23 protein-coding genes and 1 pseudogene are annotated in these 24,698 nt (G+C 71.7%); 16 read left to right on the forward strand and 8 right to left on the reverse strand.

From position 1 onward, the window contains the following. Nucleotides 1–7: 7 nt before the first annotated feature. The 3 genes from AB0J06_RS09140 to cofC are packed head-to-tail and all read right to left on the reverse strand — an operon-like array spanning nt 8 to nt 3,323. Nucleotides 8–2,392 (reverse strand): RNA degradosome polyphosphate kinase, encoded by a 2,385-nt coding sequence (locus tag AB0J06_RS09140; protein WP_357426351.1) that lies wholly within the window; start codon nt 2,390–2,392, stop codon nt 8–10. Between the two features lie 55 nt (nt 2,393–2,447). Next, complete coding sequence (locus AB0J06_RS09145; protein ID WP_357426354.1) at nt 2,448–2,645, reverse strand: cold-shock protein; 198 nt, start codon at nt 2,643–2,645, stop codon at nt 2,448–2,450. A gap of 39 nt (nt 2,646–2,684) precedes the next feature. Next, complete coding sequence (gene cofC / locus AB0J06_RS09150; RefSeq protein WP_357426517.1) at nt 2,685–3,323, reverse strand: 2-phospho-L-lactate guanylyltransferase; 639 nt, start codon at nt 3,321–3,323, stop codon at nt 2,685–2,687. 156 nt (nt 3,324–3,479) lie between these two features. Between cofC and AB0J06_RS09155 the strand changes: the two genes are divergently transcribed. From AB0J06_RS09155 to AB0J06_RS09165, 3 genes are all read left to right on the forward strand, one after another. Next, nucleotides 3,480–4,211, forward strand: coding sequence for a lysophospholipid acyltransferase family protein (locus AB0J06_RS09155; protein WP_357426356.1), 732 nt, complete (start codon nt 3,480–3,482; stop codon nt 4,209–4,211). Further along, nucleotides 4,208–5,212, forward strand: a complete 1,005-nt coding sequence (locus tag AB0J06_RS09160) for an NAD(P)H-dependent glycerol-3-phosphate dehydrogenase (RefSeq protein ID WP_357426359.1) — start codon at nt 4,208–4,210, stop codon at nt 5,210–5,212. The genes AB0J06_RS09155 and AB0J06_RS09160 overlap by 4 nt, the downstream gene beginning before the upstream one ends. An 85-nt stretch (nt 5,213–5,297) precedes the next feature. Continuing rightward, complete coding sequence (locus tag AB0J06_RS09165; RefSeq protein ID WP_357426519.1) at nt 5,298–6,416, forward strand: cystathionine gamma-lyase; 1,119 nt, start codon at nt 5,298–5,300, stop codon at nt 6,414–6,416. 40 nt (nt 6,417–6,456) lie between these two features. Here AB0J06_RS09165 and AB0J06_RS09170 read toward each other — a convergent pair whose 3' ends face one another. Then, entirely contained in the window at nt 6,457–9,480 is a 3,024-nt protein-coding gene (locus AB0J06_RS09170) for an EAL domain-containing protein (protein WP_357426361.1), read from the reverse strand. Nucleotides 9,481–9,666: 186 nt separating this feature from the next. Between AB0J06_RS09170 and AB0J06_RS09175 the strand changes: the two genes are divergently transcribed. Together AB0J06_RS09175 and AB0J06_RS09180 are read left to right on the forward strand one after the other, a co-directional pair. Next, nucleotides 9,667–9,981: a hypothetical protein gene (locus tag AB0J06_RS09175; protein ID WP_357426363.1), complete on the forward strand. Its 315-nt coding sequence runs from the start codon at nt 9,667–9,669 to the stop codon at nt 9,979–9,981. 191 nt (nt 9,982–10,172) lie between these two features. Then, the gene (locus AB0J06_RS09180; protein WP_357426365.1) at nt 10,173–11,273 is read left to right on the forward strand and encodes a D-alanine--D-alanine ligase family protein; all 1,101 of its coding nucleotides are present in this window, start codon (nt 10,173–10,175) and stop codon (nt 11,271–11,273) included. A 42-nt stretch (nt 11,274–11,315) separates the two neighbouring features. On the opposite strand, the gene AB0J06_RS09185 is transcribed toward AB0J06_RS09180, so the two are convergent. Together AB0J06_RS09185 and AB0J06_RS09190 are read right to left on the reverse strand one after the other, a co-directional pair. Then, nucleotides 11,316–11,900, reverse strand: a complete 585-nt coding sequence (locus tag AB0J06_RS09185; protein WP_357426367.1) for a DUF3515 family protein — start codon at nt 11,898–11,900, stop codon at nt 11,316–11,318. Continuing rightward, nucleotides 11,901–12,134 carry an Lrp/AsnC ligand binding domain-containing protein gene (locus AB0J06_RS09190; RefSeq protein WP_357426369.1) on the reverse strand — a complete coding sequence of 78 codons (234 nt, stop codon included), beginning with the start codon at nt 12,132–12,134 and terminating at the stop codon, nt 11,901–11,903. It abuts the gene before it with no gap. A 245-nt stretch (nt 12,135–12,379) separates the two neighbouring features. Here AB0J06_RS09190 and AB0J06_RS09195 point away from each other — a divergent pair, with 245 nt between their 5' ends. Beyond that, nucleotides 12,380–13,318, forward strand: coding sequence for a thiamine-phosphate kinase (locus tag AB0J06_RS09195; protein WP_357426371.1), 939 nt, complete (start codon nt 12,380–12,382; stop codon nt 13,316–13,318). Between the two features lie 50 nt (nt 13,319–13,368). After that, on the forward strand, nt 13,369–13,836 hold the full coding sequence (locus tag AB0J06_RS09200; RefSeq protein ID WP_357426373.1) for a GNAT family N-acetyltransferase: 468 nt from the start codon (nt 13,369–13,371) through the stop codon (nt 13,834–13,836). 117 nt (nt 13,837–13,953) lie between these two features. On the opposite strand, the gene rpmB is transcribed toward AB0J06_RS09200, so the two are convergent. Continuing rightward, nucleotides 13,954–14,145: a 50S ribosomal protein L28 gene (rpmB, locus tag AB0J06_RS09205; protein ID WP_357426375.1), complete on the reverse strand. Its 192-nt coding sequence runs from the start codon at nt 14,143–14,145 to the stop codon at nt 13,954–13,956. 305 nt (nt 14,146–14,450) lie between these two features. On the opposite strand from rpmB, the gene AB0J06_RS09210 reads away from it, so the two are divergent. Both AB0J06_RS09210 and recG read left to right on the forward strand, forming a co-directional pair. Beyond that, complete coding sequence (locus tag AB0J06_RS09210) at nt 14,451–16,067, forward strand: DAK2 domain-containing protein (RefSeq protein WP_357426377.1); 1,617 nt, start codon at nt 14,451–14,453, stop codon at nt 16,065–16,067. After that, nucleotides 16,064–18,265: an ATP-dependent DNA helicase RecG gene (gene recG / locus AB0J06_RS09215; protein WP_357426379.1), complete on the forward strand. Its 2,202-nt coding sequence runs from the start codon at nt 16,064–16,066 to the stop codon at nt 18,263–18,265. The genes AB0J06_RS09210 and recG overlap by 4 nt, the downstream gene beginning before the upstream one ends. 196 nt (nt 18,266–18,461) lie before the next feature. Here the strand turns inward: recG and AB0J06_RS09220 are convergent, their stop codons facing one another. Beyond that, nucleotides 18,462–19,601 carry an LPXTG cell wall anchor domain-containing protein gene (locus tag AB0J06_RS09220; RefSeq protein ID WP_357426381.1) on the reverse strand — a complete coding sequence of 380 codons (1,140 nt, stop codon included), beginning with the start codon at nt 19,599–19,601 and terminating at the stop codon, nt 18,462–18,464. Between the two features lie 319 nt (nt 19,602–19,920). Between AB0J06_RS09220 and rsmD the strand changes: the two are divergent. From rsmD to rnc, 7 genes and pseudogenes are all read left to right on the forward strand, one after another. Further along, nucleotides 19,921–20,490 (forward strand): annotated as a pseudogene (gene rsmD, locus AB0J06_RS09225) (16S rRNA (guanine(966)-N(2))-methyltransferase RsmD); the annotation flags it as partial. Then, on the forward strand, nt 20,487–20,975 hold the full coding sequence (coaD, locus tag AB0J06_RS09230; RefSeq protein WP_357426383.1) for a pantetheine-phosphate adenylyltransferase: 489 nt from the start codon (nt 20,487–20,489) through the stop codon (nt 20,973–20,975). The pseudogene rsmD and the gene coaD, both read left to right, overlap by 4 nt. Nucleotides 20,976–21,301: 326 nt before the next feature. Further along, complete coding sequence (locus tag AB0J06_RS09235) at nt 21,302–21,799, forward strand: hypothetical protein (RefSeq protein ID WP_357426385.1); 498 nt, start codon at nt 21,302–21,304, stop codon at nt 21,797–21,799. A gap of 328 nt (nt 21,800–22,127) precedes the next feature. Next, nucleotides 22,128–22,688: a YceD family protein gene (locus AB0J06_RS09240; RefSeq protein ID WP_357426387.1), complete on the forward strand. Its 561-nt coding sequence runs from the start codon at nt 22,128–22,130 to the stop codon at nt 22,686–22,688. Nucleotides 22,689–22,693: 5 nt separating this feature from the next. Continuing rightward, nucleotides 22,694–22,867 carry a 50S ribosomal protein L32 gene (gene rpmF / locus AB0J06_RS09245; protein ID WP_357426389.1) on the forward strand — a complete coding sequence of 58 codons (174 nt, stop codon included), beginning with the start codon at nt 22,694–22,696 and terminating at the stop codon, nt 22,865–22,867. Nucleotides 22,868–22,982: 115 nt separating this feature from the next. After that, on the forward strand, nt 22,983–23,930 hold the full coding sequence (locus AB0J06_RS09250) for a phosphate acyltransferase PlsX (RefSeq protein ID WP_357426391.1): 948 nt from the start codon (nt 22,983–22,985) through the stop codon (nt 23,928–23,930). Further along, on the forward strand, nt 23,927–24,688 hold the full coding sequence (gene rnc, locus AB0J06_RS09255; RefSeq protein WP_357426393.1) for a ribonuclease III: 762 nt from the start codon (nt 23,927–23,929) through the stop codon (nt 24,686–24,688). The genes AB0J06_RS09250 and rnc overlap by 4 nt, the downstream gene beginning before the upstream one ends. The last annotated feature ends 10 nt before the right edge of the window (nt 24,689–24,698 follow it).

The raw sequence follows: 24,698 nt of genomic DNA on the forward strand, positions 1-24,698 counted from the left end.
GTGCCGATCACGTGCCGGGCCCGACGGTGCGACGCAGCAGCAGCTCCTGCAGGTGCAGCAGGGGCGCCTCCGGGGTGGAGACCCGACGACGCCAGCCGCCGTCCGCCGCGAGTTCGAACGCCTCGCACTCCGGGCCCATCGCGGCGGTCAGCACCTGGTCCAGCTCGGCGCGGGCAGCCGCGTCCGTCACCTGCACCAACGCCTCCACCCTGCGGTCGAGGTTGCGGTGCATCAGGTCGGCGGAGCCGATCCAGAACTCGGTCGAACCGTTGTTGCCGAAGCGGAAGACGCGGGAGTGCTCCAGGAAGCGACCGAGGATCGAGCGGACGCGGATGCTCTCCGACAGCCCCGGCACTCCCGGGCGCAGCGTGCACATGCCGCGGATCAGCAGGTCGACCCGGACGCCGGCCCGGGACGCCCGGTAGAGCGAGTCCACGATCTCCTCGTCGACCAGCGAGTTCACCTTGATCTGCACCAGGCCGGGGCCGCCCGCGCGGACGTGGTCGATCTCCCGGTCGATCCGTTCGATGATGCCGGTGCGGACGCCGTGCGGGGCGACCAGCAGCCGTCGGTACGCCGTCTGACGGCTGTATCCGGTGAGCACGTTGAACAGGTCGGTCAGGTCGGCGCCGACCTCGGGGTCGGCGGTGAGCATGCCGAAGTCCTCGTAGAGGCGCGCGGTCTTGGGGTGGTAGTTGCCGGTGCCGATGTGGCAGTAGCGGCGCAGCTGGTTTCCCTCCTGGCGTACCACCAGCGCCGTCTTGCAGTGCGTCTTGAGCCCCACCAGGCCGTAGACGACGTGGCAGCCGGCGTGCTCGAGCATCCGCGCCCAGCCGATGTTGGCCTGCTCGTCGAAGCGGGCCTTCAGCTCGACCAGAACCACCACCTGCTTGCCGGCGGCCGCCGCGTCGATCAGCGCGTCGACGATCGGGGAGTCGCCGCTGGTGCGGTAGAGGGTCTGTTTGATGGCGAGCACCTGCGGGTCCGCCGCGGCCTGCTCGATGAAGCGCTGCACGCTCGTCGAGAAGGAGTGGTACGGGTGGTGGACCAGGATGTCGCCCTCGCGCAGCGTCGCGAAGACGCTGCGCGGAATCTCGCCCTCCACCAGCCGCGGGTGCGTCGCCGGCACGAAGGGCCGGTCCTTGAGCTCCGGTCGGTCGCACTCCTCGTAGACCTGCCACAACGCCGACAGGTCGATCAGCCCCGGCACCCGCAGCACGTCCTGGCTGTCCATGTCCAGCTCGCGCACGAGCAGGTCGAGCACGTGCTCGGAGATGGAGGCGGCGACCTCCAGCCGTACGGAGGGGCCGAAGCGACGCCGCGCGAGCTCGCGTTCGAGGGCCTGCAACAGATCCTCGTCGCGGTCCTCGTCGACCTCCACGTCGGCGTTGCGGGTGACCCGGAAAAGGTGGCACTCGACCACCTGCCGACCGGAGAAGAGCTCACCGAGGTGGGCGGCGATCAGGTCCTCGACGGGCAGGAAGCGGGTGAGCCGGGCCTCCCGCGTGACCACGACGAAACGCGGCACGTTGTTGGGGACCTTGACCCGGGCGAAGAGCTCGGGGCCCCCGTCGGGGTCCCGCACCACGACCGCGAGGTTGAGTGACCGGCTGGAGATGTAGGGGAACGGGTGCGCCGGGTCGACCGCGAGCGGGGTGAGCACCGGGAAGATGTGCTCACGGAAGTAGCCGTGCAGCTTCTCCCGTTCCGCCGACTGCAGATCGGCCCAATGGACCAGGTGGACGTCCCGTGCCGCCAGCCCCGGCCGCACGTCCTCCATGAAGCAGCGCGCGTGCCGGGCGACCAGGTCGGCGCTCTTCTCCGCGATCAGCTCCAGCTGGGTGCGCAGGGGAATCCGGTCGCCGCCACGTACGGGGAGGCCGGCCTGGAGCCGACGCTTCAGGCCGGCGACCCGGACCATGTAGAACTCGTCGAGGTTCCGGGCGAAGATCGCCAGGAACTTCGCCCGCTCCAGGAGCGGAGTGTTCGGGTCCTCGGCCAGCGCCAGCACCCGGGCGTTGAAGTCCAGCCAGGACAGCTCCCGGTTGATGAACCGGTCCTCGGGGAGCGGCTCCGGTAGCGGTGGCGGGTCGTCGTCCGGCGGCGGGGCGTGGCCCGCGTCGCGGGCGGCGTGGGGCGCGGGCGCCACGGCGGCCGGGCCGGGCTCGCCGGGCTCGGCGGGACGCTCGGCGGGGCTGCCCGATCGGGGGCCGGCGTGCTCGGCGTCGGCCTGCGGCGGGGCGACGGTGGGCTGGGCGCGGTCGGAAGCGGTGGGCATCTCGGCGGGGTGCGTGGCGGCCGGGTGGGACGCGGCGGCGGTCGCCGGGTCCGGATCCGGGCCGACGGGTGCCCGGCGCGGACGGGAGGGGCGTCGTGCGGGGGCGGTAGTCATGTCGCTCATCATGACCCGATTCGGGTTAACGCAAAACGAACATCCTCCGATTTGATCAGTCGAAGGTGGGGAGCGTAACGCGGCGCACCTCGCCCGACTCGTCACGCTCGATCCGTACCCGCTGACCGAGGCGGAGCAGCCGGAGACCGGAGGCGTCGAAGGCGGCGGTCGGGAACGGCACCTCGGCGCCGTCGTCGAGAAGCAGCGTGCCGGAGCGGGTCTGCGCGTCGAAGGTCGCCACCGTGCCCTGCATGCCAGCAACCTAACGCATGCCGGCGGCGTGCAGCACAGGTCAGGAGTCGGCCGGCGCCAGCGAGGGGAGCAGGGCGGCGGTGTGCCGGCCCAACCCGAAGGAGGCCGCCGCGGCCAGATCGGCGGCGGTGTCGACATCGCGACGCAGGGTGGGCCACGCGCCGGCGAGCGCCAGCGCACCGGAGCCGCCGTGCGCGGCGGCCGACCCGACGCCGAACCGTGGATCGAGCGGCACTCCGGGGGGCGCGGTGAGCAGGACAGTTCCGGTGGTCGGCGCGTCCACGACGAAATGACGTACGTCGGCCGGCCCGTGCGCCGCGGCGCGCAACGCCCCCGCCAGATCGGCGGGTCGCAGTGCCGGGAGATCGGCGGTGAGCGCGGCGACCCATCGGTCCGAACCGCTGACCAGCTCCGCTCCGGCGGCGAAGGCGGGGTTGAGCCCGGGGTACGGCGGATCCGGCACGACCCGGGCGCCGAGCGCCCCGAGCACGGCGGTCGCCGCCGGGTCGGACGTCACCACCAGCACCTCTGTGACCGGCGGACAGGCCAGCGCGGCGGCCACCGTGTCCTGGGCCAGGGCGAGCGCCAGCCGTTCGTGCGGCACGCCGGGCAGTGCCCCGCGCAGCCGGCTCTTGGCCGCGGGGAGCCGCTTCACCGGCAGCACGACTGTCCAGGTCAAATCGCCCACACCGCAATCCTGCCAGCAAGGTGAGCATCCCCTCGCTGGCCGTGCCCGGGGCCGAGCAGGCATGATTTCGCTTCAGACGTCAGGTGGCGTCGTACGGCGCCGGTGGGGTGGGCGGCGCCGGCGGGGAGGGCACGACGAGGAGGAACCGTGACACGGCGCAGGGTGGGGTTCTGGCGGCGTTTCGCGGTGGCGGTGGTCAAGCCCGTGATGACGGTGTGGACCCGGCGCGACTGGAGCGGGATGGAGCACCTCCGCGCCGAGGGAGGCATGATCATCGTGCCCAACCACATCTCGCATGCCGATCCACTCGTGTCGGCGCACTTCATCTACGACGCGGGACGCTGGCCGCAGTACCTTGGCAAGGCCAGCGTGTTCAAGGTGCCGGGAGTGGGCTGGCTGCTCCACAAGGTGAAGCAGATCCCGGTGGAGCGGGGCTCGGTCGACGCGGCGAAGTCGTTGGACGCGCTGGTCGCGGCCATCAGAGAGGGCGGCGCCGTCGTGATCTACCCGGAGGGCACGACGACCCGCGAGCCGGGCCTGTGGCCGATGCGCGGCAAGACCGGGGCCGCCCGGCTGGCGCTGACCACCGGGGCGCCGGTGATTCCGCTGGTCATGTGGGGCCCGGAGAAGCTGTTCGACCCGCGCACGGCGAGGCCCGGTCTGCGGCCGCGCATCCCGGTCACGGTCGTGGCCGGGCCGCCGATCGACCTGAGCCGCTGGGCCGGCGCCAACCCGACGAAAGCCACGCTCGACGAGATGACCGATGTGATCATGCTGCGGCTCCGGGACATGTTGGCCGAGATCCGCGGCGGCACCCCGCCGCCGCTCTGGTCGCGCCCGGCCCGGCAGCCCGCCCACGAAGGGGAGGCCGGAGCATGAGCGCGCTCAGCCACGTGGCCGTGCTCGGCGGCGGTTCCTGGGGCACGGCGTTCGCCAAGATCCTCGCGGATGCGGGCAGCGAGGTGACCATCTGGGCACGCCGGGATTCGGTCGCCGAGGCGATCCGGACGACCGGCATGAACCCCGACTACCTGCCCGGTGTGCGGCTGCCGGAGCGGGTCACCGCCACCAGCGACGCCCCCAAGGCGATCGCCGGGGCCGGGCTGGTCGTGCTCGCCGTACCGTCGCAGACCCTGCGGGGCAACCTCGCGGAATGGGCCGGCGTCCTCGACCCCGACGCCACGTTGGTCTCCCTGATGAAGGGGATCGAGCTCGGCACCACCAAGCGGATGAGCGAGGTGATCGTGGAGACCGCCGGGGTCGCCCCGGACCGGGTGGTCGTGGTCTCCGGTCCCAATCTCGCCCCCGAGATCGCCGCCGAACAGCCGGCGGCGACGGTGGTCGCCGGTACGGACATCGACCGCGCCACCGTCGTGCAACGGGCCATCACCACGCCCTACTTCCGGCCCTACACGAACGACGACGTGATCGGCGCCGAGCTGGGCGGCGCGGTGAAGAACGTGATCGCGCTGGCGTACGGCATCGCCACGGCGATGGGGCTGGGCGACAACACCCGGGCGATGCTGATCACCCGGGGGCTGGCCGAGACGGCGCGGCTCGGAGTGGCGCTCGGCGCCGACCCGCTCACCTTCGCCGGCCTGGCCGGCATGGGTGACCTGGTCGCCAGCTGCTCCTCGCCGTTGGCCCGGAACCGGATGTTCGGCGAGCACCTGGGGCGGGGGGAGACTCTGGAACAGGCGCAGGCGGCGACCCGGCAGACCGCCGAGGGGGTCAAGAGCTGCCTCGCGATCCGGGACCTGTCCCGGGCGCACGGTGTGGAGATGCCGATCACCGAGCAGGTCGAACGGGTCTGCCACGAGGGGGTGAACCCGCGTACCGCCGTGATCGCCCTGATGAGCCGGACCACCAAGCCCGAGTGACGACCACGGGGCCCGGGTGGTGGTGATGGTGGCGGTCGGCGAGGATGGGCCGGTGACTGAGATCCCCGCAGTGGGCCGCCCGACCGTGGCCGATGGCGAATACGGCGACGGGACGCGCTGCGTGCACGCGGGCCTGCCCGAGCCGGTGCCCGGTCAGCCGTTCCTGCCGGGTCCGGTCTTCGCCGCGCCGTACCACCTCGACCCGACCGTCGGGCCGGCCGCCGCCGTGAACGGCTACGGGCGACCCGACAACCCGACCCGCCGCAACCTCGAGACGGCGATCGGCGAGCTGGAGGGGGGCGAGTGCCTCACCTTCGCCAGCGGCCAGGCGGCGATCACCGCGCTGCTGCTGTCCGTGCTGCGCCCGGGTGACGCGGTCGTGCTCCCCGCCGACGGGTACTTCCCGGTCCGGGCCTTCGCCACCTCGACGCTGGAGGCGGTCGGCGTGCGGGTGACGCTCGTGCCGACCGCCGGACCGTACCCGCCGCTCGACGGCGTACGCCTGCTCCTGCTCGAGACGCCGGCCAACCCCGGCCTGGACGTCTGTGACGTGGCCGCCCTGGCGGCCCGGGCCCGGGCCGCCGGGGCGCTGGTCGCGGTCGACAACACCACCGCGACCCCGCTCGGACAGCGGCCGCTGGAGCTGGGCGCGGACCTCGTCGTGGCGTCCGGCACCAAGGCCCTGACCGGCCATTCCGACCTGCTCCTCGGCTATCTGGCGACGCGTTCACCCGAGCTGCTGGACGCCGTGCGGGCCTGGCGGACCACGACCGGTTCCGTTCCCGGCGCCTTCGACGCGTGGCTCGCGCACCGGTCGCTGTTCACCCTGGATCTGCGGCTCGCCCGTCAGTCGGCCAATGCGGCGGCGGTGGCGACGACGCTGCGGGGACGCTCCGATGTGGAGGCGCTGCGCTGGCCGGGGCTGACCGACGACCCCGCGTACGCGGTGGCGAGCGCGCAGATGCGGCGGATCCCGGGAATCGTCTCGTTCGATCTGGGCAGCGCGGACCGGGTCGCACGCTTCCTCGACGCGTCGACGTTGGTCCTCGCGGCGACCTCCTTCGGTGGCCTGCACACCACGGCGGACCGGCGGGCGCAGTGGGGTGACGACACGACCCCCGGGTTCGTCCGGCTGTCGTGCGGCATCGAGGACCCCGCCGACCTGGTCGCCGACATCACCGCGGCGCTGGACCGGGCCGCCTGAGGGCCGGTCCGCCCCGGACGCGGGACGTGACGCGCGGCGCTCAGTGCCGTTGCGACACCAACGCCGCCGCGGGCTCGGCGGGCACCGGGCGGGAGAGCAGGTAACCCTGCCCGTACGTGCATTCCAGGCGGAGCAGGTGTTCGCGCTGCGCCGGGTTCTCGATCCCCTCGCCGATCAGGTCCAGACCCAGGTTGCGCCCCATCAGCACGATCGTCCGGACCAGTTCCCCGCTCCGCGGGTCGGTGCCCAGGCCGGAGACGAACGACCGGTCGATCTTGAGTGCGTCGATCGGTAGCCGGTGCAGCGCCTCGAGCGAGGAATAGCCGGTGCCGAAGTCGTCGATGTGCAGTTGGCAGCCGAGGCCGTGCAGGTCTTCGAGCAGCTTCCGGGCCAGCCCGACGTTGTGCATGATCACGCCTTCGGTGATCTCCAACGACAGCGTGTGCGGCGCGAGCCGCGTCCGGCGCAGGCACTCCTGCACGTCGTCGACCAGGCCGCCGTGCCAGAACTGCCGGTTCGACACGTTGAGGCTCATGCTGAGATCGGGTCGCCCGCTCGCGTGCTGCCACGCGGCGAGCCGGCCGCAGGCCTCGTCGAGGATCCGCCGTCCGATCGGGATGATCAGGCCGGTCTCCTCGGCGATGGGCAGGAACTCGTCGGGCTGAACGAGCCCACGTTCGGGGTGCCGCCAGCGCACGAGCGCCTCGAAGGCCTGCGTCTGCCCGCTCGGCAGGTCCACGATCGGCTGGTAGTGCACCTCGAACTCGTCCCGATCGATGGCCCGGCGCAGCTCCGTTTCGGTCTGCAGCCGGGTCACCGCCTTGGCGTGCATCGCCACGTTGAAGATCGCGTGTGAGCCCTTCCGGCGGGACTTCGCCCAGTACATCGCGATGTCGGCGTCGCGCACCAGGTCCTCGGCGCGGTCGTAGCGCGCGCTGCCCGGCGCGATCCCGATGCTGGTGCTGACGACCACCTGCTGCCCCTGCAGGTAGAACGGGCGGGCGAGGGCGGCGTGCAGCCGTTCGGCGACCCGGCTCGGCAGCTCGATGTCGTGAGCCCCGTCGAGCAGGATCAGAAATTCGTCGCCGCCGAAACGGGCGGGAAGGTCAGACTCCCGCAGGCACGCCTTGATCCTCTCGGCCACCTGCACCAGCAGTCGGTCACCGGCCGAGTGGCCCATGCTGTCGCTGACCACCTTGAACCCGTCCAGGTCCAGGAAGAGCACCGCGAAACCGCGGTCCCGATCCTGGCGGATCCCTTCGATGGCGGCGTCCACGTGGCAGAGGAAGAGGCTGCGGTTGGCCAGCCCGGTGAGGTGGTCGTACCGGGCGGCGATCCGGAGCTGCTCCTCCTGCGAGCGCAGCTCCCGCAGCACGGCCTGGTGGTCGAGGGCGACGGTGAGCAGGGCGGCCGACTGGTTGAGCTGTTCCCGGCCCGTCGCCCCGTGCGTCTCGACGGTGTCGACGACGGCCAGCAGCCCCCAGTCGCTGCTGTTGACCTTCACCGGTACGACCAGCACGAGGTCGTCGGGGTGCTCGCCGGCCAACGCCAGCAGCTCGGCCGGCGGGAACAACGCGGTGGTGGTCGGTTGGGTGCTCACCGCGGCATGCCCGTCGCGCACGAACGTTCCGGCGATGTCGAGCGCCGCGTCGCCGTGCGCGCCGGAACGCCCCTCGGCCCAGAGCCCGAGGCAGCCGGCGCGCGCCGAGGTACGGGCGAGCCAGCCGAGCTGCCGCGGATCCTCGTGGGCGCGGAGCATGGTGAGACTCACCTCGTGCTGCGTGCTCAACGTCTGTTGCAGGTAGCTGCGTTCGGTGAACTGCGCCCGCCCCTGCGCCTCCACCAGCGTGAGGATCATCAGGTGGACCGCCTCGGTCATCCGGGCCGCGGCCGGCGGGTCGTCGGCGGGGATGCTCTCCCGGCCGAACTGCGACACGACGCGGCTCAGCTCCGTCAGGCTCTCGACCCGCCGGCCCCCCAGCCGGAACAGCTCGCCGACCGCTCCGGTCAGCGCAGTCGACGGGGGCGGCACGGAGGCCCGGATCGCTGCCTCGACCCGGCTGGCGATGCTGTCGACCGCGCGGGACAGGACGGCCGCCGCGGGCCCGGGACGGCCCGGATCCGGCAACAGGACGCCGGCAAGTCGCTCCGCGAGCCGGCGGCGGGCGCCCGCCGATGGCCCGGACTCCGTCGGGTACGCGGCGAGCCGGTCGCGGCCGCAGCCGCACGAGTCCCGGACGACGAAGGTGGTCGGCACCCGGTGCTGCGCCGTGGACGCGGTCCCGGCGGCCAGTTCGGTGAGGAGCACGGCGACGGCGGTCCTGCCCAGCATGTCCACCGGTTGCTGCACGGTGGAGAGATGCGGCACGGCGTATGTCGCGGCCTGCATGTCGTCGAAGCCGACGATGGCCTGCTCGTCGGGGAGGTGGTGCCCGGCGTCGGTGAGAACGCGCATGATCCCGATCGCGTTGGTGTCGGTGCCCGCCACCACGGCGGTCGACGGCATGCCCGCGGCGAGCAGGGCGCGCCCGGCCTGCTCGCCCCCGGGCTCCTGATTGTCGTCGCACGAGAAGACGAGCGCCGGATCGTCAACGAGGCCGTGCGCGCGCAGTGTGTCGCGGTAGGCGGCGTACCGCTGCCGGACATCCTCGGCGCCGAGGTGGCCGGCGAACGCGATCCGTCGGTGCCCCTCTTCGATGAGGTGCCGCACGGCGTCCCGTACGCCCGCGCTGTTGTCCGCCAGCACCGCCGGACACTTCAGCTCCGCAAGCTCGTGGCTCACCGTGACGATCGACTTCCCCGCCTCCTTCAGCGCGGCCAGGTAGCGGGGGCTCACCGCATCGTTGATCACGATGAGGCCGGTGACGTGCTCCCAGGCGACCGGATAGCCCAGCTCGGGTGCTTCGGTGACCTCGGTCTGGTCCTGACCGGCGTCGAGCGTCTGGATGGCGACCACCGTCGCGTTCGCGTCCGCGGCCGCACGGGTGATGCCGGCGAGCAGGCCACCGTGGAACCGGCCGCCGAGATGCGGCGAGAGGACCCCGAGCGTCAGTTCTCTCGGCACCGCGCCTCCCATGGTGAGCTCGGCCTGGGTTCAGCGGTGGCTGGCAGGCTCGGTTTTCCGAATTGTGGGTCAGTATGCCCGCTGTGATCATCGTTGTGGCCGGCCACTTCGTTACCGCCCCGGCCTCCCCGGACGATCCGCGTGACCTGCGCGACCGGATGTCGCCGCGCTGGTGAGCCTTTCGCCATGACCCTTCAGGCGGGGTTCGGCCCGGTCGAACGCGGCCGCCGCGCGCAACTACGCGGCCAGCCCCTTGTCCGGACGGTCGGGCCAGCTCTGCGGCGCGATGTCATCGCGGGCGAGGGCGGCGCGGTGAAGCGCTCGCCGTACGAATGCGTTATCGATGCCCGGCGATTCTGTGAAGACGCGCTGGCTCTGCACGGGATCGCGACAGTCTCAGCAGGATCACCCGAACGGGTGGACCCTCTCGCGCCCGCCCGAAGCTTGTTGATCATGAAGTCATCGCTGCGGATGCCCGCGATTTTCGCGGTAACTTCATGATCAACGGGGGAGGAGTGGGGTACGGGCGTCCTTTTTCGTCACGTTCAGTGGCGCTCTTGGCTACCCGTCGTCCGGTCAGCTGCGCTCCCGGCGGTCACGGCACGGCGGACGGCCACGCAGAGTAGGGTCTCCCCGGTGAGCGCGAGGAGTGTGCCCGGCGCGCTCCGCAGTCGGGAACGAAAGGCATGTCTGTGACGAGTCCCCGGAAGACCCGCGTCGCCATCGTCTTCGGCGGGCGCAGCCCCGAACACGGCATCTCCTGCGTGAGCGCCGGCAGCGTGCTGAGCGCTCTCGACCCGGACGAGTTCGAGGTCGTTCCGGTCGGCATCACCCGTGAGGGCGGCTGGGTCCTCGCCGGCGGCGACCCCGCACAGCTCGCGATCACCGAGCGGAAGCTGCCGGAGATCACCGCCGGGATCGGCAACGCCGTCATACTCCCCGGCGACCCGACCGGCCACGGTTTGATGGTGCTCGACCCGGCCGAGGGTCCGCGGGCGCTGGCCGACGTCGATGTGGTCTTCCCGGTGTTGCATGGCGCCTACGGCGAGGACGGCACGATCCAAGGGCTGCTGGAGATGGCCGGCATCCCCTACGTCGGCGCCAACGTCTTCGCCTCCGCCGCCGCCATGGACAAGGAGTTCACCAAGAAGCTCGCCACGGTCGAGGGGATCCCGGTGGGCCCCTACGCGGTGCTGCGGGCCGGGATGACGCTGTCGGAGGCCGACAAGGAGCGGCTCGGCCTGCCGGTGTTCGTCAAGCCGTCCCGCGCCGGCTCCTCGTTCGGCATCACGAAGGTCTCCGACTGGGACGACCTGGACGCGGCCGTCACCATGGCCCGCGAGATCGACCCGAAGGTGCTCGTCGAGGGGGCGATCATCGGTCGGGAGATCGAGTGCGGCGTGCTGGAGGGCGAGGCCGGCGGCGCGCCGGAGGCGTCGCTCCTGGCCGAGGTGCGGGTCGTCTCGGCCAACGACTTCTACGACTTCGAGGCCAAGTACCTCGATGACGCGTGTGAATACGAGATCCCGGCGCCACTGCCGGAGCACGTGACGCGGCAGATCCAGGAGTACGCCTGCCGCACGTTCACCGCGCTGGACTGCGCCGGTCTCGCCCGGGTCGACTTCTTCGTCACCCCCGAGCTGGACATCTACCTCAACGAGATCAACACGATGCCCGGCTTCACCTCGACGTCGATGTTCCCGCGGATGTGGGCGGCGACCGGCCTCGAATACCCGAAGCTGGTCAACCGGCTGATCCGCACCGCGCTGCGCCGCGGCACCGGCCTGCACTGAGGTGCACGCCGATGGCTCGCCGTGGCGGGCCGTCCCTGCCGATCACCCGCCGCAGCCGGTCGGGATGGTCTTCGCCGACGGCACCGCCGCGATCACCGGGGCGGAGAACGGGATCACCCACTGCCCCGGCTCGTCGTACGTCTTCGGCACCGTCACCTGCACCGGCACCTCCCGGTCGACCGTCGTCCAGACCGTTGCGTCCGGACGGTCCCCGGCATGCCAGCAGACCCGGTCGAGCGGGTAGACGATGTCGGTCGGCGGGAACGAGGGGAGGGGTATGCCACACGCCATGGTGATCGCCGGATCGCCGTACGCCGCGTTCTGCTCGTGCCCCCCGGTGACGGTTCGCTGCGGCAGATCGCGAAGCTGCGCCGGCAGCCGTGACAACAACGCCCGGCAGACGGTCGCCGCCCGCTCGTCCAGCGGCGGAGCGGCCATCGAGACCGGCGAGGTCGACTGCGGCCGGGGCGTCGCCGACGTCGACGGCGCGGCGGGCTCGGCCGGGTTGAGCCGGCTGAAGGCGACGACCGCGATCAGTGCGGTGAGCGGCACGGCCACGACGGTGGCCCAGATCGCCGCCTGCCGGGTGGTGCGGTCGGAGCGCCGGGCCTTGACGGAGTCGTCCATTTACAGGTGGACCACGGAACAGGTGAGGGTGCGCGTGATGCCGGGCACCATCTGCACCTTGCTCACGATCAGCTTGCCGAGCTCGTCGACGGTGCGCGCCTCGGTGAGCACCACCACGTCGTACGGGCCGGTCACCGCGTCGACCCGGACCACGCCCGAGATATCCGCGATCGATCCGGCCACGTCACGTGCCCTTCCGACCTCGGTCTGGATGAGGATGTACGCCTGGACCACGAGCCCACTCCTATCCGCCGCCGGGAGCGGCTCGCCCGTGAAACTACCGTACGGAGCAGGGCGGATTCATGACGGTGCCCGAGGGAGGCAAGCGATGACCGAGCGCGACGCGGCATGAGCGTGCGGATCGGCCAGTTCGATGCGGTGCCGGCGCATGCAGCGGGGGTACGGCCGACGGCCCGCCGCCGGGTGCGGTGGTCCGTATTCTCCTTACCGGCGGTCGACATGCGAGACGGGGCGGGTGCATGAGCCTGGCGAGAACGGGCGAGTTCGGTCTCATCGCCCGGGTCACCGCACGCCTTCCGGTGGGGCCGACGTGTCTGCTGGGGCCCGGCGACGACGCCGCTGTGGTGGCCGCCTCCGACGGCCGGGTGGTCGCCTCGACCGACGTGCTGGTCGAGGGGCGGCACTTCCGACGCGACTGGTCCAGTGCCGTCGACGTCGGGCACCGCGCGGCCGCCGCCAACCTGGCCGACATCGTCGCGATGGGCGCCGTCCCGACGGCGCTTCTCGTCGCGCTCTGCGCCCCGCCCGGACTCGATGTCCGCTGGGCCGAGGACCTCGCCGACGGACTCGCCGGGGAGGCGGCCAAGGTGGGCGCGAGCGTGGTCGGGGGCGACATGTCCGCCAGCCCCACGCTCACCATCGCCGTCACGGCGCTCGGCGATCTGCACGGCGCCGCCCCCGTGCTGCGCAGCGGCGCCCGCGCCGGTGACGTGGTCGCGCTCGCCGGTCGGCTCGGGTACGCCGCCGCCGGCTACACCGTGCTGTCGCGCGGCTTCCGTACGCCCAAGCTGCTCGTCGAGGCGTACCGCCGTCCGGAGGTCCCGTACGCGGCGGGTCCGCGGGCCGCGCGGGGTGGGGCCACGTCCATGATCGACATTTCGGACGGGCTCGTGGCCGACCTCGGACACATCGCCACCGCCAGCCGGGTCGGCATCGACCTGCGGCGGGACGTGTTCGAGGTGCCCCGCCAGATGCGGGACGCGGCGCACGCCCTCGGCGTCGATCCGTACCTGTGGGTGCTCGGTGGCGGCGACGACCACGCGCTGGCCGCGACGTTCCGCGACGACGCGCCACTGCCGGAGGGGTGGCGGCAGATCGGTCATGTCATCGAGGGGAGCGCGGTGACGGTGGACGGCAGGGCGCACAAGGGCGCCGCGGGCTGGGACCACTTCCGGTAGCCCGCCGGACAGCTTTCGTAAGGCCCGGACGCCGGTCGTACCCTTTACGGGTGAGTGATATCGAGATCCGCGTGGTGCGCTTCGACTCCCCGGTCGCGCAGCAACTGGTCGTCGCGGCGATGGCCGATCTGGGGGAGCGGTACGGCGGCAGCGGTGACGACACCCCGGTGGACGCCGCCGACTTCGAGCCGCCGGCGGGGACGTTCCTCGTCGCGTACCTGGCCGGCGAACCGGTCGGCTGCGCCGGCTGGCGCAGCCACGGCGACTCCGGCGAGGTCGCGGAGCTCAAGCGGATGTACACGGCCCCCGCCGTGCGCGGGCGGGGCGTGGCACGGTCGGTGCTCGCCGCCGTGGAGCAGTCGGCGCGTGACCAGGGACGCAAGCGGATCGTCCTGGAGTGCGGCGACAAGCAGCCCGAGGCGATCGCGATGTACCGCTCCTGCGGGTACGAGCGGATCGAGAACTTCGGCTACTACCGCGACTCGCCCAACTGCATCTCGTTCGGCCGTACCCTCTGACGGCTCCGCCTGATCGCCCATACGCGTGCGGGATTGTCCGTGATCGAGACAGACACACTCAGCCGCCGGGTCATCGACCCGGCGGCTGAGTGAAAGGTACGGCGACGCGCGGACGCGTCAGGCGCGCACGACCTTGCCGGCCTTGATGCAGGAGGTGCAGACCTGCATCTTACGGGTGTTGCCACCTCCGGCGGGGGTGCGCACCGACTGGATGTTCGGGTTCCAGCGGCGGTTGGTCCGCCGGTGCGAGTGGGACACGTTGTGGCCGAAGCCCGGTCCCTTGCCACAGACGTCGCAGACGCTAGCCACGGGTTTACTCCTGGGATTGATCGTTCATGGGGTCGCCGAGGAATGCTGCCCGGGCAACCTGGCCAGGTTACCCGATGCGCAGGGCAACCGGCCAATCGGCTCCCAGCAGGCCCCGCCGTGCCAGACGCCCCGCTGTCGAACGCGGAAATGCGCGTCGATCAAGGACGTATTCGCACGAACGAAGATCAAACAATGAGAACACGTCCTTGATCGATACGAAGAGGAGGGGACGGGCACGGGAAGGCGGCGGGGACGCGGGGCGGCGTGGGGGGCGGGTGTCGGTGCGCGCAAGTAGGCTTCTGGCCGTGCTGGAGACCCTCGATGCCGCCGCCGTGCGACGGTGGTGCGCGGGCGGGCTGGAGGCGTTGAAGCGGCATCAGGGCGAGATCGACGAGCTCAACGTCTATCCCGTGCCAGACGGCGACACCGGCACCAACCTCGTGCTGACCCTCGCCTCCGCCCACCAGGCCCTCGCGCGGGATCTCGACAACTCCCCCGAGGGCGCGCGCACGCCGCACGGTCACGTCCTCCGGCTGATGGCGCGTGGCGCGCTGCTCGGCGCGCGGGGCAACTCCGGCGTGATCGTGTCGCAGATACTGCGCGGGATCGCCGACGCGCTCGCCGGCACCGCCACGATCCGCGGCCGGGCACTGGCCGGGGCGCTCCGCGCGGCGACGACGGCGGCCTACGCCGCGGTGGCCAAGCCGGTCGAAGGCACCCTGCTCACCGTGGTCACGGCGGCGGCGACAGCGGCGGAGGCGGCCGACTCCGACGATCTCTGCACGGTGGTGCGCGCCGCCGCGGGCGCCGCGGCGGACGCGCTGGCCCGCACGCCTGAGCAGTTGCCCGAACTCGCCCGGGCCGGGGTCGTCGACGCGGGCGGGCGCGGTCTCTGCGTGTTGCTCGACGCGCTGGTCGAGGTCGTCAGCGGTGAGGAGCAACCCCGGCCCGCGCCCGCGTCGCCCGCCGCCCGCCCCCCGGCCATCGCCGCGCGGGAGACCGGCTCCCCGGAGTACGCCTACGAGGTGCAGTTCCTGCTCGACGCGGAGGAAGCCGCGGTCGGCCGACTCCGGACGCTGCTCGACGGGCTCGGTGACTCGCTCGTGGTGGTGGGGACCGGTGAGGGCGAGCCGCCGACCTGGCAGGTGCATGTCCACGTCAACGATGTCGGCGCGGCGCTGGAGGCCGGGATCGTCGCCGGCCGGCCCCATCAGATCTCGGTGACCCGGTTCGAGGACCGGGTCGCGCCGCGACCGGTCGGCCCCGGGCCGCAGGCGCGCGCCGCCGTGGTGGTCGCCGCGGGCGACGGGATCGCCCGGATTCTCACCGACGAGGGCGCCACCGTCGTTCCCGGCAACCCCTCCACCGGTGAGCTTCTCGACGCGATCCGCGCCACCCGCGCCGCCCGGGTCGTGGTCCTGCCCAACGATCCCAACACCCAGGCGGTGGCGAGCGCCGCGGCCCGCGAGGCGCACGCGCTCGGGCTGCGGGTGAGCGTCGTGCCGACCCGCTCGCCGGTGCAGGCGCTCGCCGCGCTGGCCGTCCGCGACGCCGAGCGGCGCTTCGAAGACGACGTGATCGCCATGGCCGAGGCCGCGGGCGCCTGCCGTTACGCAGAGGTCTGCTACGCCAGCCGCGAGGCGCTGACCATCGCCGGTCCGTGCCATCCCGGCGACGTACTCGCCCTCGTGGAGGGCGAGGTCCACCTGGTCGGCACGGCGCTGGTCGAGACCACCCGCGCCCTGCTCGACCGGATGCTCGGCGGCGGCGGCGAGCTCGTCACGCTGCTGCTCGGCGCGCAGGCCCCGGATGGCCTCGCCGACGCCGTCCGCGCGCACCTCACCGAGCACTGGCCCTTCGTCGAGGTGCACAGCTACGACGGCGGACAGCCGTTCTACCCGTTGCTGATAGGGATCGAATGACCGACACGTCCGCGATGGACACGCCGCTGAAGAAGCTGGTTGGGGAGAAGACCGCCAAGGCGCTCGCCAGCCACCTCGACCTGCACACGGCCGGCGACCTGATCTATCACTTCCCCCGCCGCTACGACGAGCGCGGCGAGCACACCGACATCCGGTCGCTGGAGGTCGGGGAGCAGGTGACGGTGCTCGGCCAGGTGCAGCGCGCCGCCGTACGCCCGATGCGCCAGCGTCGCGGCAACCTGCTCGAAGTGACCGTCGGCGACGGCTCCGGCGGGATGCTCACGCTCACCTTCTTCGGCAACCAGGCGTGGCGCGAGCGGGAGCTGCGCCCCGGGCGGTGGGGACTCTTCGCCGGCAAGGTCACCGAGTTCCGCGGCAAGCGGCAGCTCAACGGACCGGAATACGTGTTGCTGGGAGAGGGTCCCGCCGACGGCGAGGCGGCGGCTCAGGAGGAGATCGAGGAGTTCGCCGGGGCACTGATCCCGGTCTACCCGGCGGCCGCGGCCGTGCCGACCTGGGTGATCGCCCGCTGCGTGCGGGTCGTGCTCGACACCTTCACCCCGCCCGAGGACCCGCTGCCGGCGACCGTCCGCGCCAGCCGAAACCTGATCGGCATCGGCACCGCCCTGCGGGAGATCCACCGTCCGTCGACGAAGGAGGCGCTGGCCAGGGCGCGCCGGCGACTCAAGTGGGACGAGGCTTTCGCCGTACAGCTGACGCTGGTGCAGCGCAAGCACCGCGCCGCGTCGTGGCCGGCGCGACCCCGACCCCGACGCGACGAAGGGCTGCTGGCGGCGTTCGACGCGCGCCTGCCGTACGAGTTGACCGACGGGCAACGGCAGGTAGGGGAGGAGATCGCAGCGGACCTCGCGACGGCGCACCCGATGCACCGGCTGCTGCAGGGCGAGGTGGGTTCGGGCAAGACCGTGTGCGCGCTCCGGGCCATGCTGCAGGTCGTCGACGCGGGTGGCCAGGCCGCGCTGCTCGCGCCGACCGAGGTGCTCGCCGCGCAGCACTACCGGGGGATCCTCGACCTGCTCGGGCCGCTGGGCCGCGGTGGCGAGCTCGACTCCGCCGACAACGCCACCCGGCTCGCGCTGGTGACCGGATCGCTCGGGGCGGCGGCGCGACGGCGCGCGTTGGACGAGGTCGGCGGCGGCAACGCGGGGATCGTCGTGGGCACCCACGCGCTGCTCTACGAGGGCGTCGACTTCGCTGACCTCGGGTTGGTGGTCGTCGACGAGCAGCACCGTTTCGGGGTGGAGCAGCGCGACGCGCTCCGCGCCAAGGCCGAGCAACCGCCGCACGTGCTGGTGATGACGGCGACGCCGATTCCGCGTACGGTGGCGATGACCGTCTACGGCGACCTCGAGGTCTCCACGCTCTCGCAGTTGCCACGGGGACGTTCGCCGATCGCCTCGCATGTGGTGCCGGCCGCCGAGAAGCCGGCCTATCTGGACCGGGCGTGGCGGCGGCTGCGCGAGGAGGTCGCGGCCGGACATCAGGCGTACGTCGTCTGCCCGCGCATCGGCGAGGGCCCGGCCTCGGCCGAGGAGGCCGGTGAGCCGGGCGAGGACGGGCGGCGTCCACCGCTGGCGGTGCTGGAGGTGGCGCCGCTGCTGGCCGAGGGGCCGCTGCACGGGCTGCGGATCGGGGCGCTGCACGGGAAGCTCCCCGCCGAGGAGAAGGACGCGATGATGCGCTCCTTCGCGGCCGGTGAGCTTGACGTGCTCGTGGCGACCACCGTGATCGAGGTCGGCGTCGACGTGCCCAACTCGACGGTGATGATCGTGCTCGATGCGGACCGCTTCGGGGTGTCCCAGTTGCACCAGCTGCGCGGCCGGGTCGGTCGCGGCAAGGCGCCGGGGCTCTGCCTGCTGGTCTCCGAGGCGATGGAGGGGACACCGGCCCGGGAACGGCTCGACGCCGTGGCGTCCACGGTGGACGGCTTCAAGCTGGCCGAGCTCGACCTGGAGCAGCGGCGCGAAGGGGACGTGCTCGGTGCGACCCAGTCCGGTCGCCGATCGCACCTGCGGTTGCTCTCCCTGCTCCGCGACACCGACCTGATCCGCGACGCCCGCGCCGAGGCGACCGAGTTGGTCTCCGACGATCCGGAGCTGGAGCGTCAGCCGGCTCTCGCCGCCTCGGTGGCCGCGCTGGTCGACGAGGAGCGCGCGGAGTACCTGGAAAAGGGCTGACCCACGTTTCCCCTGCGAAGCAGAGCAAGGGCCACCGGCCACATTGTTCGTTGTGCTGGGGGTGAGTGACGCCTGACGGTGAACCGCGTTGCGGTGCTGAGCGGTGTCGCACCGGGCAAGCAAGACGCTGAGGGCGCGTCGACCAGTGGTCAACGCGCCCTCAGTCTGTTTGCTCAGATCGAGCGGTTGGTGCGGATCAGGCGGTGAAGGTCACCTTGCGACGCCGCGCGATGAAGAAGAGCACGCCGCCGATGATCAGCAGGAGGGCAGCGCCACCCGCGATCGTGCCCGCAGCGGCACCGGTCACCGGCAGGCTGTCCCCGCCACCGTTGCCACCGGCCACGGGGCAGTCCTTGGGCTTCTCCGTGTCCCAGGCGATCGGCTCGGAGTCGTCGAGGCCCTCTGCGGACGGCGTGACAGTGAGGCCCTTCTCGCCCTTGAACTTGACCGACTTGGTCTCGCCCGGGGCCACGGTCAGCTTCTGCGCGTCGCCCTTGTTGGGGGTGAAGGTCGCGTTGACCGTCTCGCCGCCCTTCGGGTTCTCGATCGTGAAGATGAACTCGTCACAGGTGGCCTCGAAGACGCCAGTCGCCTCGTCCGGCTTGACGCAGTTCGCCGCCTCGCCCGCCGGGCCCTCGATGAGGGCCTTGTCCATGCCCTTGGCGGTCACCTTGATGTTGGCGGCGTTCGCTGCCGTCACGGTCACCGTCTCGGTCTTGCCGGCCTCAACCGTGTAGGTCTTGGACGCACCCGCCGTGAGCGTGAACTCGGCGGCCGCGGTCGCGTCCGCGCCGTTCTGAAGCTTCACGATCGCGCTGCCGTCACACTGCGGCTCGACGCTCGCGCTCGGCTTCGGGGTCTTCGGCGCCGGCGACGGGGCCGGCTTGGTGCACTTGCCGCCGAGGCGGACGATAGCCCCCTTCGCCTGGGTCTCCTGGTGCCGGTTCTCCCACTGCGACATCACGCTGAGCGACACCTTGGTGGTGTCGCCCGGCACGCGCAGCTCGCCGACGAGGGGACTGCCGGTCGTGTGCGGGTAACCCTCGCCGGTCCACACGGCGATGCCGGGGACGGTGGCGTCGGTCGCCTTTCGGCCGACGAAGGACTTCGCGTCGACAGTGGTGAGCTTGTACTTGTTGACGCCCGGGATGGCGACGCTGTCGACGGTCCACTTACCGACGAACTCACCGGTCGCGGTGTCGCACTTGAACTGGCCAGAGACGACGCTGTGGTGGGCGCTCGCGGGTGCGGCGATCGCCACGACGGCGGTGAGGCCGACGAGTGCGGCGCCAGCCACGGCGAGCGGCCGCCGCAGCGACAGCTTGGGACGGATCACGCGTACTCCTGAAAGAAAGGGGGGCATTCAGGGCACGGCGCAGGGGCGGCGGGAGCCGGCTGCAAATATCAGCAGCTCAACTCGTTGCGACGCCTCCCCACGTCGTGCGCCGGCTGGGGTCCCGCCGGCACAGCGCCCGACCTTAGCGGTTCCTGAATGTCCATGGTGGTCCACAAGGTGCCATAAGGATGATGTTGTTGATTCGAGATGATTGATATACGGCTCGTCGTTATCCGGTACCTCTTCGTGGTTTTCGGATGTGTCAGCCATTGCGCAGCGGTGAATTCCGGTCGCGTAGCGTCAACCTCATGACCAGGAAGACGTCATGACGCGGATCGTCGCCGGCACGCTCGGTGGCCGCCGCATCGTCGCCCCGGCCGGCGCGCACACCCGCCCCACCTCGGACCGGGTGCGCGAGGCGCTGTTCAGCGCGCTGGACACGATGATCGATCTCGACGGCGCGCGCTTCGCCGACCTGTACGCCGGATCCGGGGCCGTGGGACTGGAGGCGCTGTCGCGCGGGGCGGAGCATGTGCTGCTGGTCGAGGCGGACGCCAAGGCGGGCCGGATCATCCGGGACAACGTGGCCGCGCTCGGCGCCGGGGACGCGACCCGACTGGTCACGGGGAAAGTGCTGACCGTCCTCGGCTCGGCCCCGGATGGCGGGGCGTACGACGTCGTCTTCGCCGACCCGCCGTACGCCGTACCCGACAAGGAGATCACCGCGATGTTGGCCGCGCTGGTCGACGGCGGGTGGCTGGCGACGGACGCCGTGGTGGTGGTGGAGCGCTCCACCCGTACCGGGGCGGTGATGTGGGTGGATGGAATCACCGGCGAGCGCAGTCGTCGCTACGGCGAGACCACCCTTTGGTACGGTCGCCGATCATGAGACGTGCGGTGTGTCCCGGCTCCTTCGACCCGGTCACCAACGGTCACCTCGACATCATCGGCCGCGCCAGCCGACTGTTCGACGAGGTGATCGTGGGAGTCCTGATCAACCAGTCGAAGCGCGGTCTGTTCAGCGTCGAGGAACGGATCGAGTTGCTGAGGGAGGTGACCGCCTCCTACGGCAACGTGCGCGTGGAGGCGTTCCGCGGCCTGCTCGTCGACTTCTGCCGGACGCAGGACGCGGCGGTCGTGGTCAAGGGGCTGCGGGCGGTGAGCGACTTCGACTACGAGTTGCAGATGGCGCAGATGAACAACGGCCTGGCCGGCGTGGAGACGCTCTTCATGCCGACCAACCCGCTCTACTCGTTCCTCTCGTCGAGCCTCGTGAAAGAGGTGGCGAAGTGGGGCGGCGACGTCTCCGCCCACGTGCCCGATGAGGTGGGTCGGATTCTGGGGGCGCGGCTCAGGGCCGCCGCCGCGGAGTGAACCGGCTCGGTTGGACACGACCTCTCCGCCGATCAAGGGTCTATTCACATCATCGGTCCTCCCGCTGTGCGCGGAATCCTTGATCATCCGGCTGAGCCGTCATCGCGCGGGTTGGGCCGTGATCGGGCGGGGCGCCGGTCTGAGATCGAGCGGGCGGGCCACCGCCTTGGTTGCGCGGGCGGGACGGGCCGCGCCCGGGTGTGGGCGACGCGCCGGGGCTACCAGGTAGGTCCGGCGGCCCGCGAGCCGCATCATGGGGTGCAGCAGCAATCTGGTTGACCTTGCATCATGTAGGTGTCGGCCGCCGAACGACAGGAGAGATGCCGGTGGACCCGCTCGACCGCATCGACGAACTCATTGCCATCGTGGAGGCCGCCCGGGCGGTCCCGATGTCCCGGAACAACTGCATGGTCGACCGCGGCGAGATGATCGCACTGCTCGATCAGCTCCGTGTCGAGCTCCCCGGCGACCTGCGCCGCGCCGCCGCGCTGCTGGAAGAGCGCGACAAGATCATGGACGCCGGCAAGCGGGAAGCCGATCGGATCATCAGCGAGGGTGAGGCGGAGCACGCCCGGCTCGTCTCCGTGAACGAGATCACGGTCTCGGCGGAGCACGAGGGGGCACGGATCATCGCGGAGGCGCGGTCCGAGGCGCAGCGGCTGCGCGAGGAGGTCGACGACTACGTCGACACGGCTCTGGCCAACTTCGAGCAGTTCCTCACCCGGGCGCTGGCCTCGATCGAGCGCGGCCGGGACAAGATGCACGCGCTGCGCGAGATCGGCACCTTCGTCGGGGAAGATTCCGAGCGCCCCCTGCCGTTCTGACCCATGGTGGCGCATCCGTCGTCCGGTGTGCGGCATTCGCCGCCCCGGTCGATCAAGGACTTCTGTGCCGATCAAGGACGTATTCACACGATCGGAGATCATTCCGTGCGAATACGTCCTTGATCGGCGGGGAGACTCGGGGTCGGGCCGGACGGGGGGGTGCGGCGGGGACGGGGGCGGGTGAGGTGTGAGGTGGGGGTGAGAGCGGGAGAGTGGCCCCGCGAAGGGGGCCGGAGGGGGACGATAAGGTGGAACCGCCCCGGTTCGACGATTGCCTTCCTGGCCAGGTAACCTATTTCGTCGGCCTCTCACAGGCCGGAGTCTGACTATGCGCATTCATTCGTCGATCAACCTCAACCCCAGGTCGCCGCTGGTCCTCGACACGAGGGAGCTGCCGCGCCGACCTGGCGCGTTGCGTACGGTCAATCGAGTGGCCCCCGCGCCGGCGGACCTCGGGCTGGAGATGGTCGGCGTGCCGGAAGGCGCCGACCTGAGCCTCGACCTGAGACTCCAGTCGGTGTCGGAGGGCGTGCTCGTCTCCGGGACCGTCACCGGTCCGATCGAGGGGGAGTGCGGCCGCTGCCTGCGCCCCATCAGTGACTCGTTGAGCGTCACGATCCAGGAGCTGTACGCGTACGAGAACAGCACCACGGACGAGACGACCGACGAGGACGAGGTCGGCCGGATGCAGGGCGACCTGATCGACCTGGAGCCGGCGCTGCGGGACGCGGTGGTGCTCGCACTGCCGACCAACCCGGTGTGCCGGGACGACTGCCCAGGACTGTGCCCCGAGTGTGGGGTGCACCTGGACGAGCTGCCGGCTGATCACAGTCACGATCAGGTCGACCCGCGCTGGGCCGGCCTGTCGAAATTGACCCAAGAGGAGTAAGTACCGTGGCCGTTCCGAAGCGCAAGATGTCGCGCAGCAACACCCGGTCCCGCCGGGCGCAGTGGAAGGCCACTGTGGTCGCGACTGTGGCGTGCCCGCAGTGCAAGTCGCCGAAGCTTCCGCACGCCGCGTGCACCGTGTGTGGCACCTACAACGGTCGCCAGGTCATCGAGGTCTGAGTTCGCGCCTACTGTGACGCTCCCGATCTCTGATCGGGTCGCGCGCACGCCCCGGCGATTGCCCGGTGCACCGGCTCCGGCGCGGGCCGGCCGAGATACCCCGGCCGGCGTTCCCGTGGAGCCGGGCACCGCGCGGATCGCCGTCGACCTCCTCGGCGGGGACGATGCTCCCGCCGTCGTGGTTGACGGCGCTCTGCGGGCCTGTCGCGCTGATCCGGATCTCGAACTGTTGCTCGTCGGACCCGCCGAGGTGGCCGACGAGATCATCGGCGCGCTCTCTTCCCGGGACCGTGGCCGGATGGCGGTGCGTCCGGTCCGCCACGTCGTTGGCATGGCCGACGCGCCGGCACGGGCGAGTCGGATCGACACCACGGTGCGGGCGGCCGTCGCCGCCGTCTCCGAGGGAGCCGCCGACGCGCTGATCTCCGCAGGCGCCAGTGGGGCGACCGTCACGGCCGCCGCGCTCGGCTTCGGCCGCTGGCCCGGCGTACGCCGTCCTGTGCTGGTCGCCTCCCTTCCGGCGGTCGCCGGTCCGGTCGTGCTGCTCGATGTGGGCGGTTCGCTGGAGGCCCGACCGGTGACACTCGCCCATCACGCGATGCTCGGCGCCGCCTACGCGGCGGTCGCACACGGCATCGTGGCTCCCCGGGTCGGGCTGCTCTCCATCGGCACCGAGCCGGGCAAGGGTGACCGGACCCGCCGCGCCGCGGATCCTGTGCTCGCGGCGGCGAATCTGCCCTGCGGCGCTCGTTACGTCGGCCTCGTCGAGGGGTACGACGTGGCGCTGGGCGGGCGCGCCGACGTGGTGGTGACGGACGGGTTCACCGGCAATGTCCTGCTGAAGGGGATCGAAGGCGCCTACGCGATGGCCGGCGGTCCGACCGGTGCGGCCCCGAGGGCTGCCGCCCTGCTCGGGGTCGCCGGGACCGCGATCGTGTGCCACGGTGCGGCGACCGGCGACGACCTTGCCTCGGGCATCGCGCTCGCCGCCCACCTGCACCGCAGCTCCGCCACCGCGGCGATCTCCGCGTTGTTCTCCGATCTCGACGAGGTGACCGCATGACCAACGACAGACGCCGCCGCCCACCCGCCGTGCAGCTTGAGGCGGCCTTCGGGGTGGGGCTGGAGCCGGAGCTGCTCGAGCGGGCGTTGACGCACCGGTCGTACGCGTACGAGAACGGCGGCCTGCCGACCAATGAGCGGCTGGAGTTCCTCGGCGACTCGGTGCTCGGCGTGGTGATCACCGCGGCGCTCTTCCACAACCACCCGGACCTGCCCGAGGGGCAGCTCGCCAAGCTGCGGGCGAGCGTGGTCAACATGCGGGCCCTCGCCGACGTCGCGCGGCGGCTCGGTCCGCAGGGGCTCGGCGCCTACCTGCTGCTCGGCAAGGGCGAGGAGAGCACCGGTGGACGGGACAAGGCGAGCATCCTCGCCGACACCCTCGAAGCCCTGCTCGGCGCGATCTACCTGCAGTACGGGCTGGACACCGCCGCTCTCGTCATCCACCGGCTCTTCGATCCGCTGATGGCGGAGTCGGCCGGGCGGGGCGCGGGGCTGGACTGGAAGACCAGCCTGCAGGAGTTGACCGCCGCGCTCGGTCTGGGGGTCCCGGAATACCGCATCGACGAGGCGGGCCCCGACCACGAGAAGACCTTCACCGCCTGGGTGGTGGTGGCCGGCAACCGGTACGGCGGCGCCGACGGCCGCAGCAAGAAGGAGGCGGAGCAGCGGGCCGCCGAGGCGGCCTGGCGGACGTTGTCGGAGAAGGTCGCCGAGTCTGCGGCGGTGCCGCCGGTCGAGGGCGGGGCCACGGTCGGCTGATCTCGTTGAT

Source organism: Micromonospora sp. NPDC049679 (assembly GCF_040659735.1).
Taxonomy (GTDB): domain Bacteria; phylum Actinomycetota; class Actinomycetes; order Mycobacteriales; family Micromonosporaceae; genus Micromonospora_I.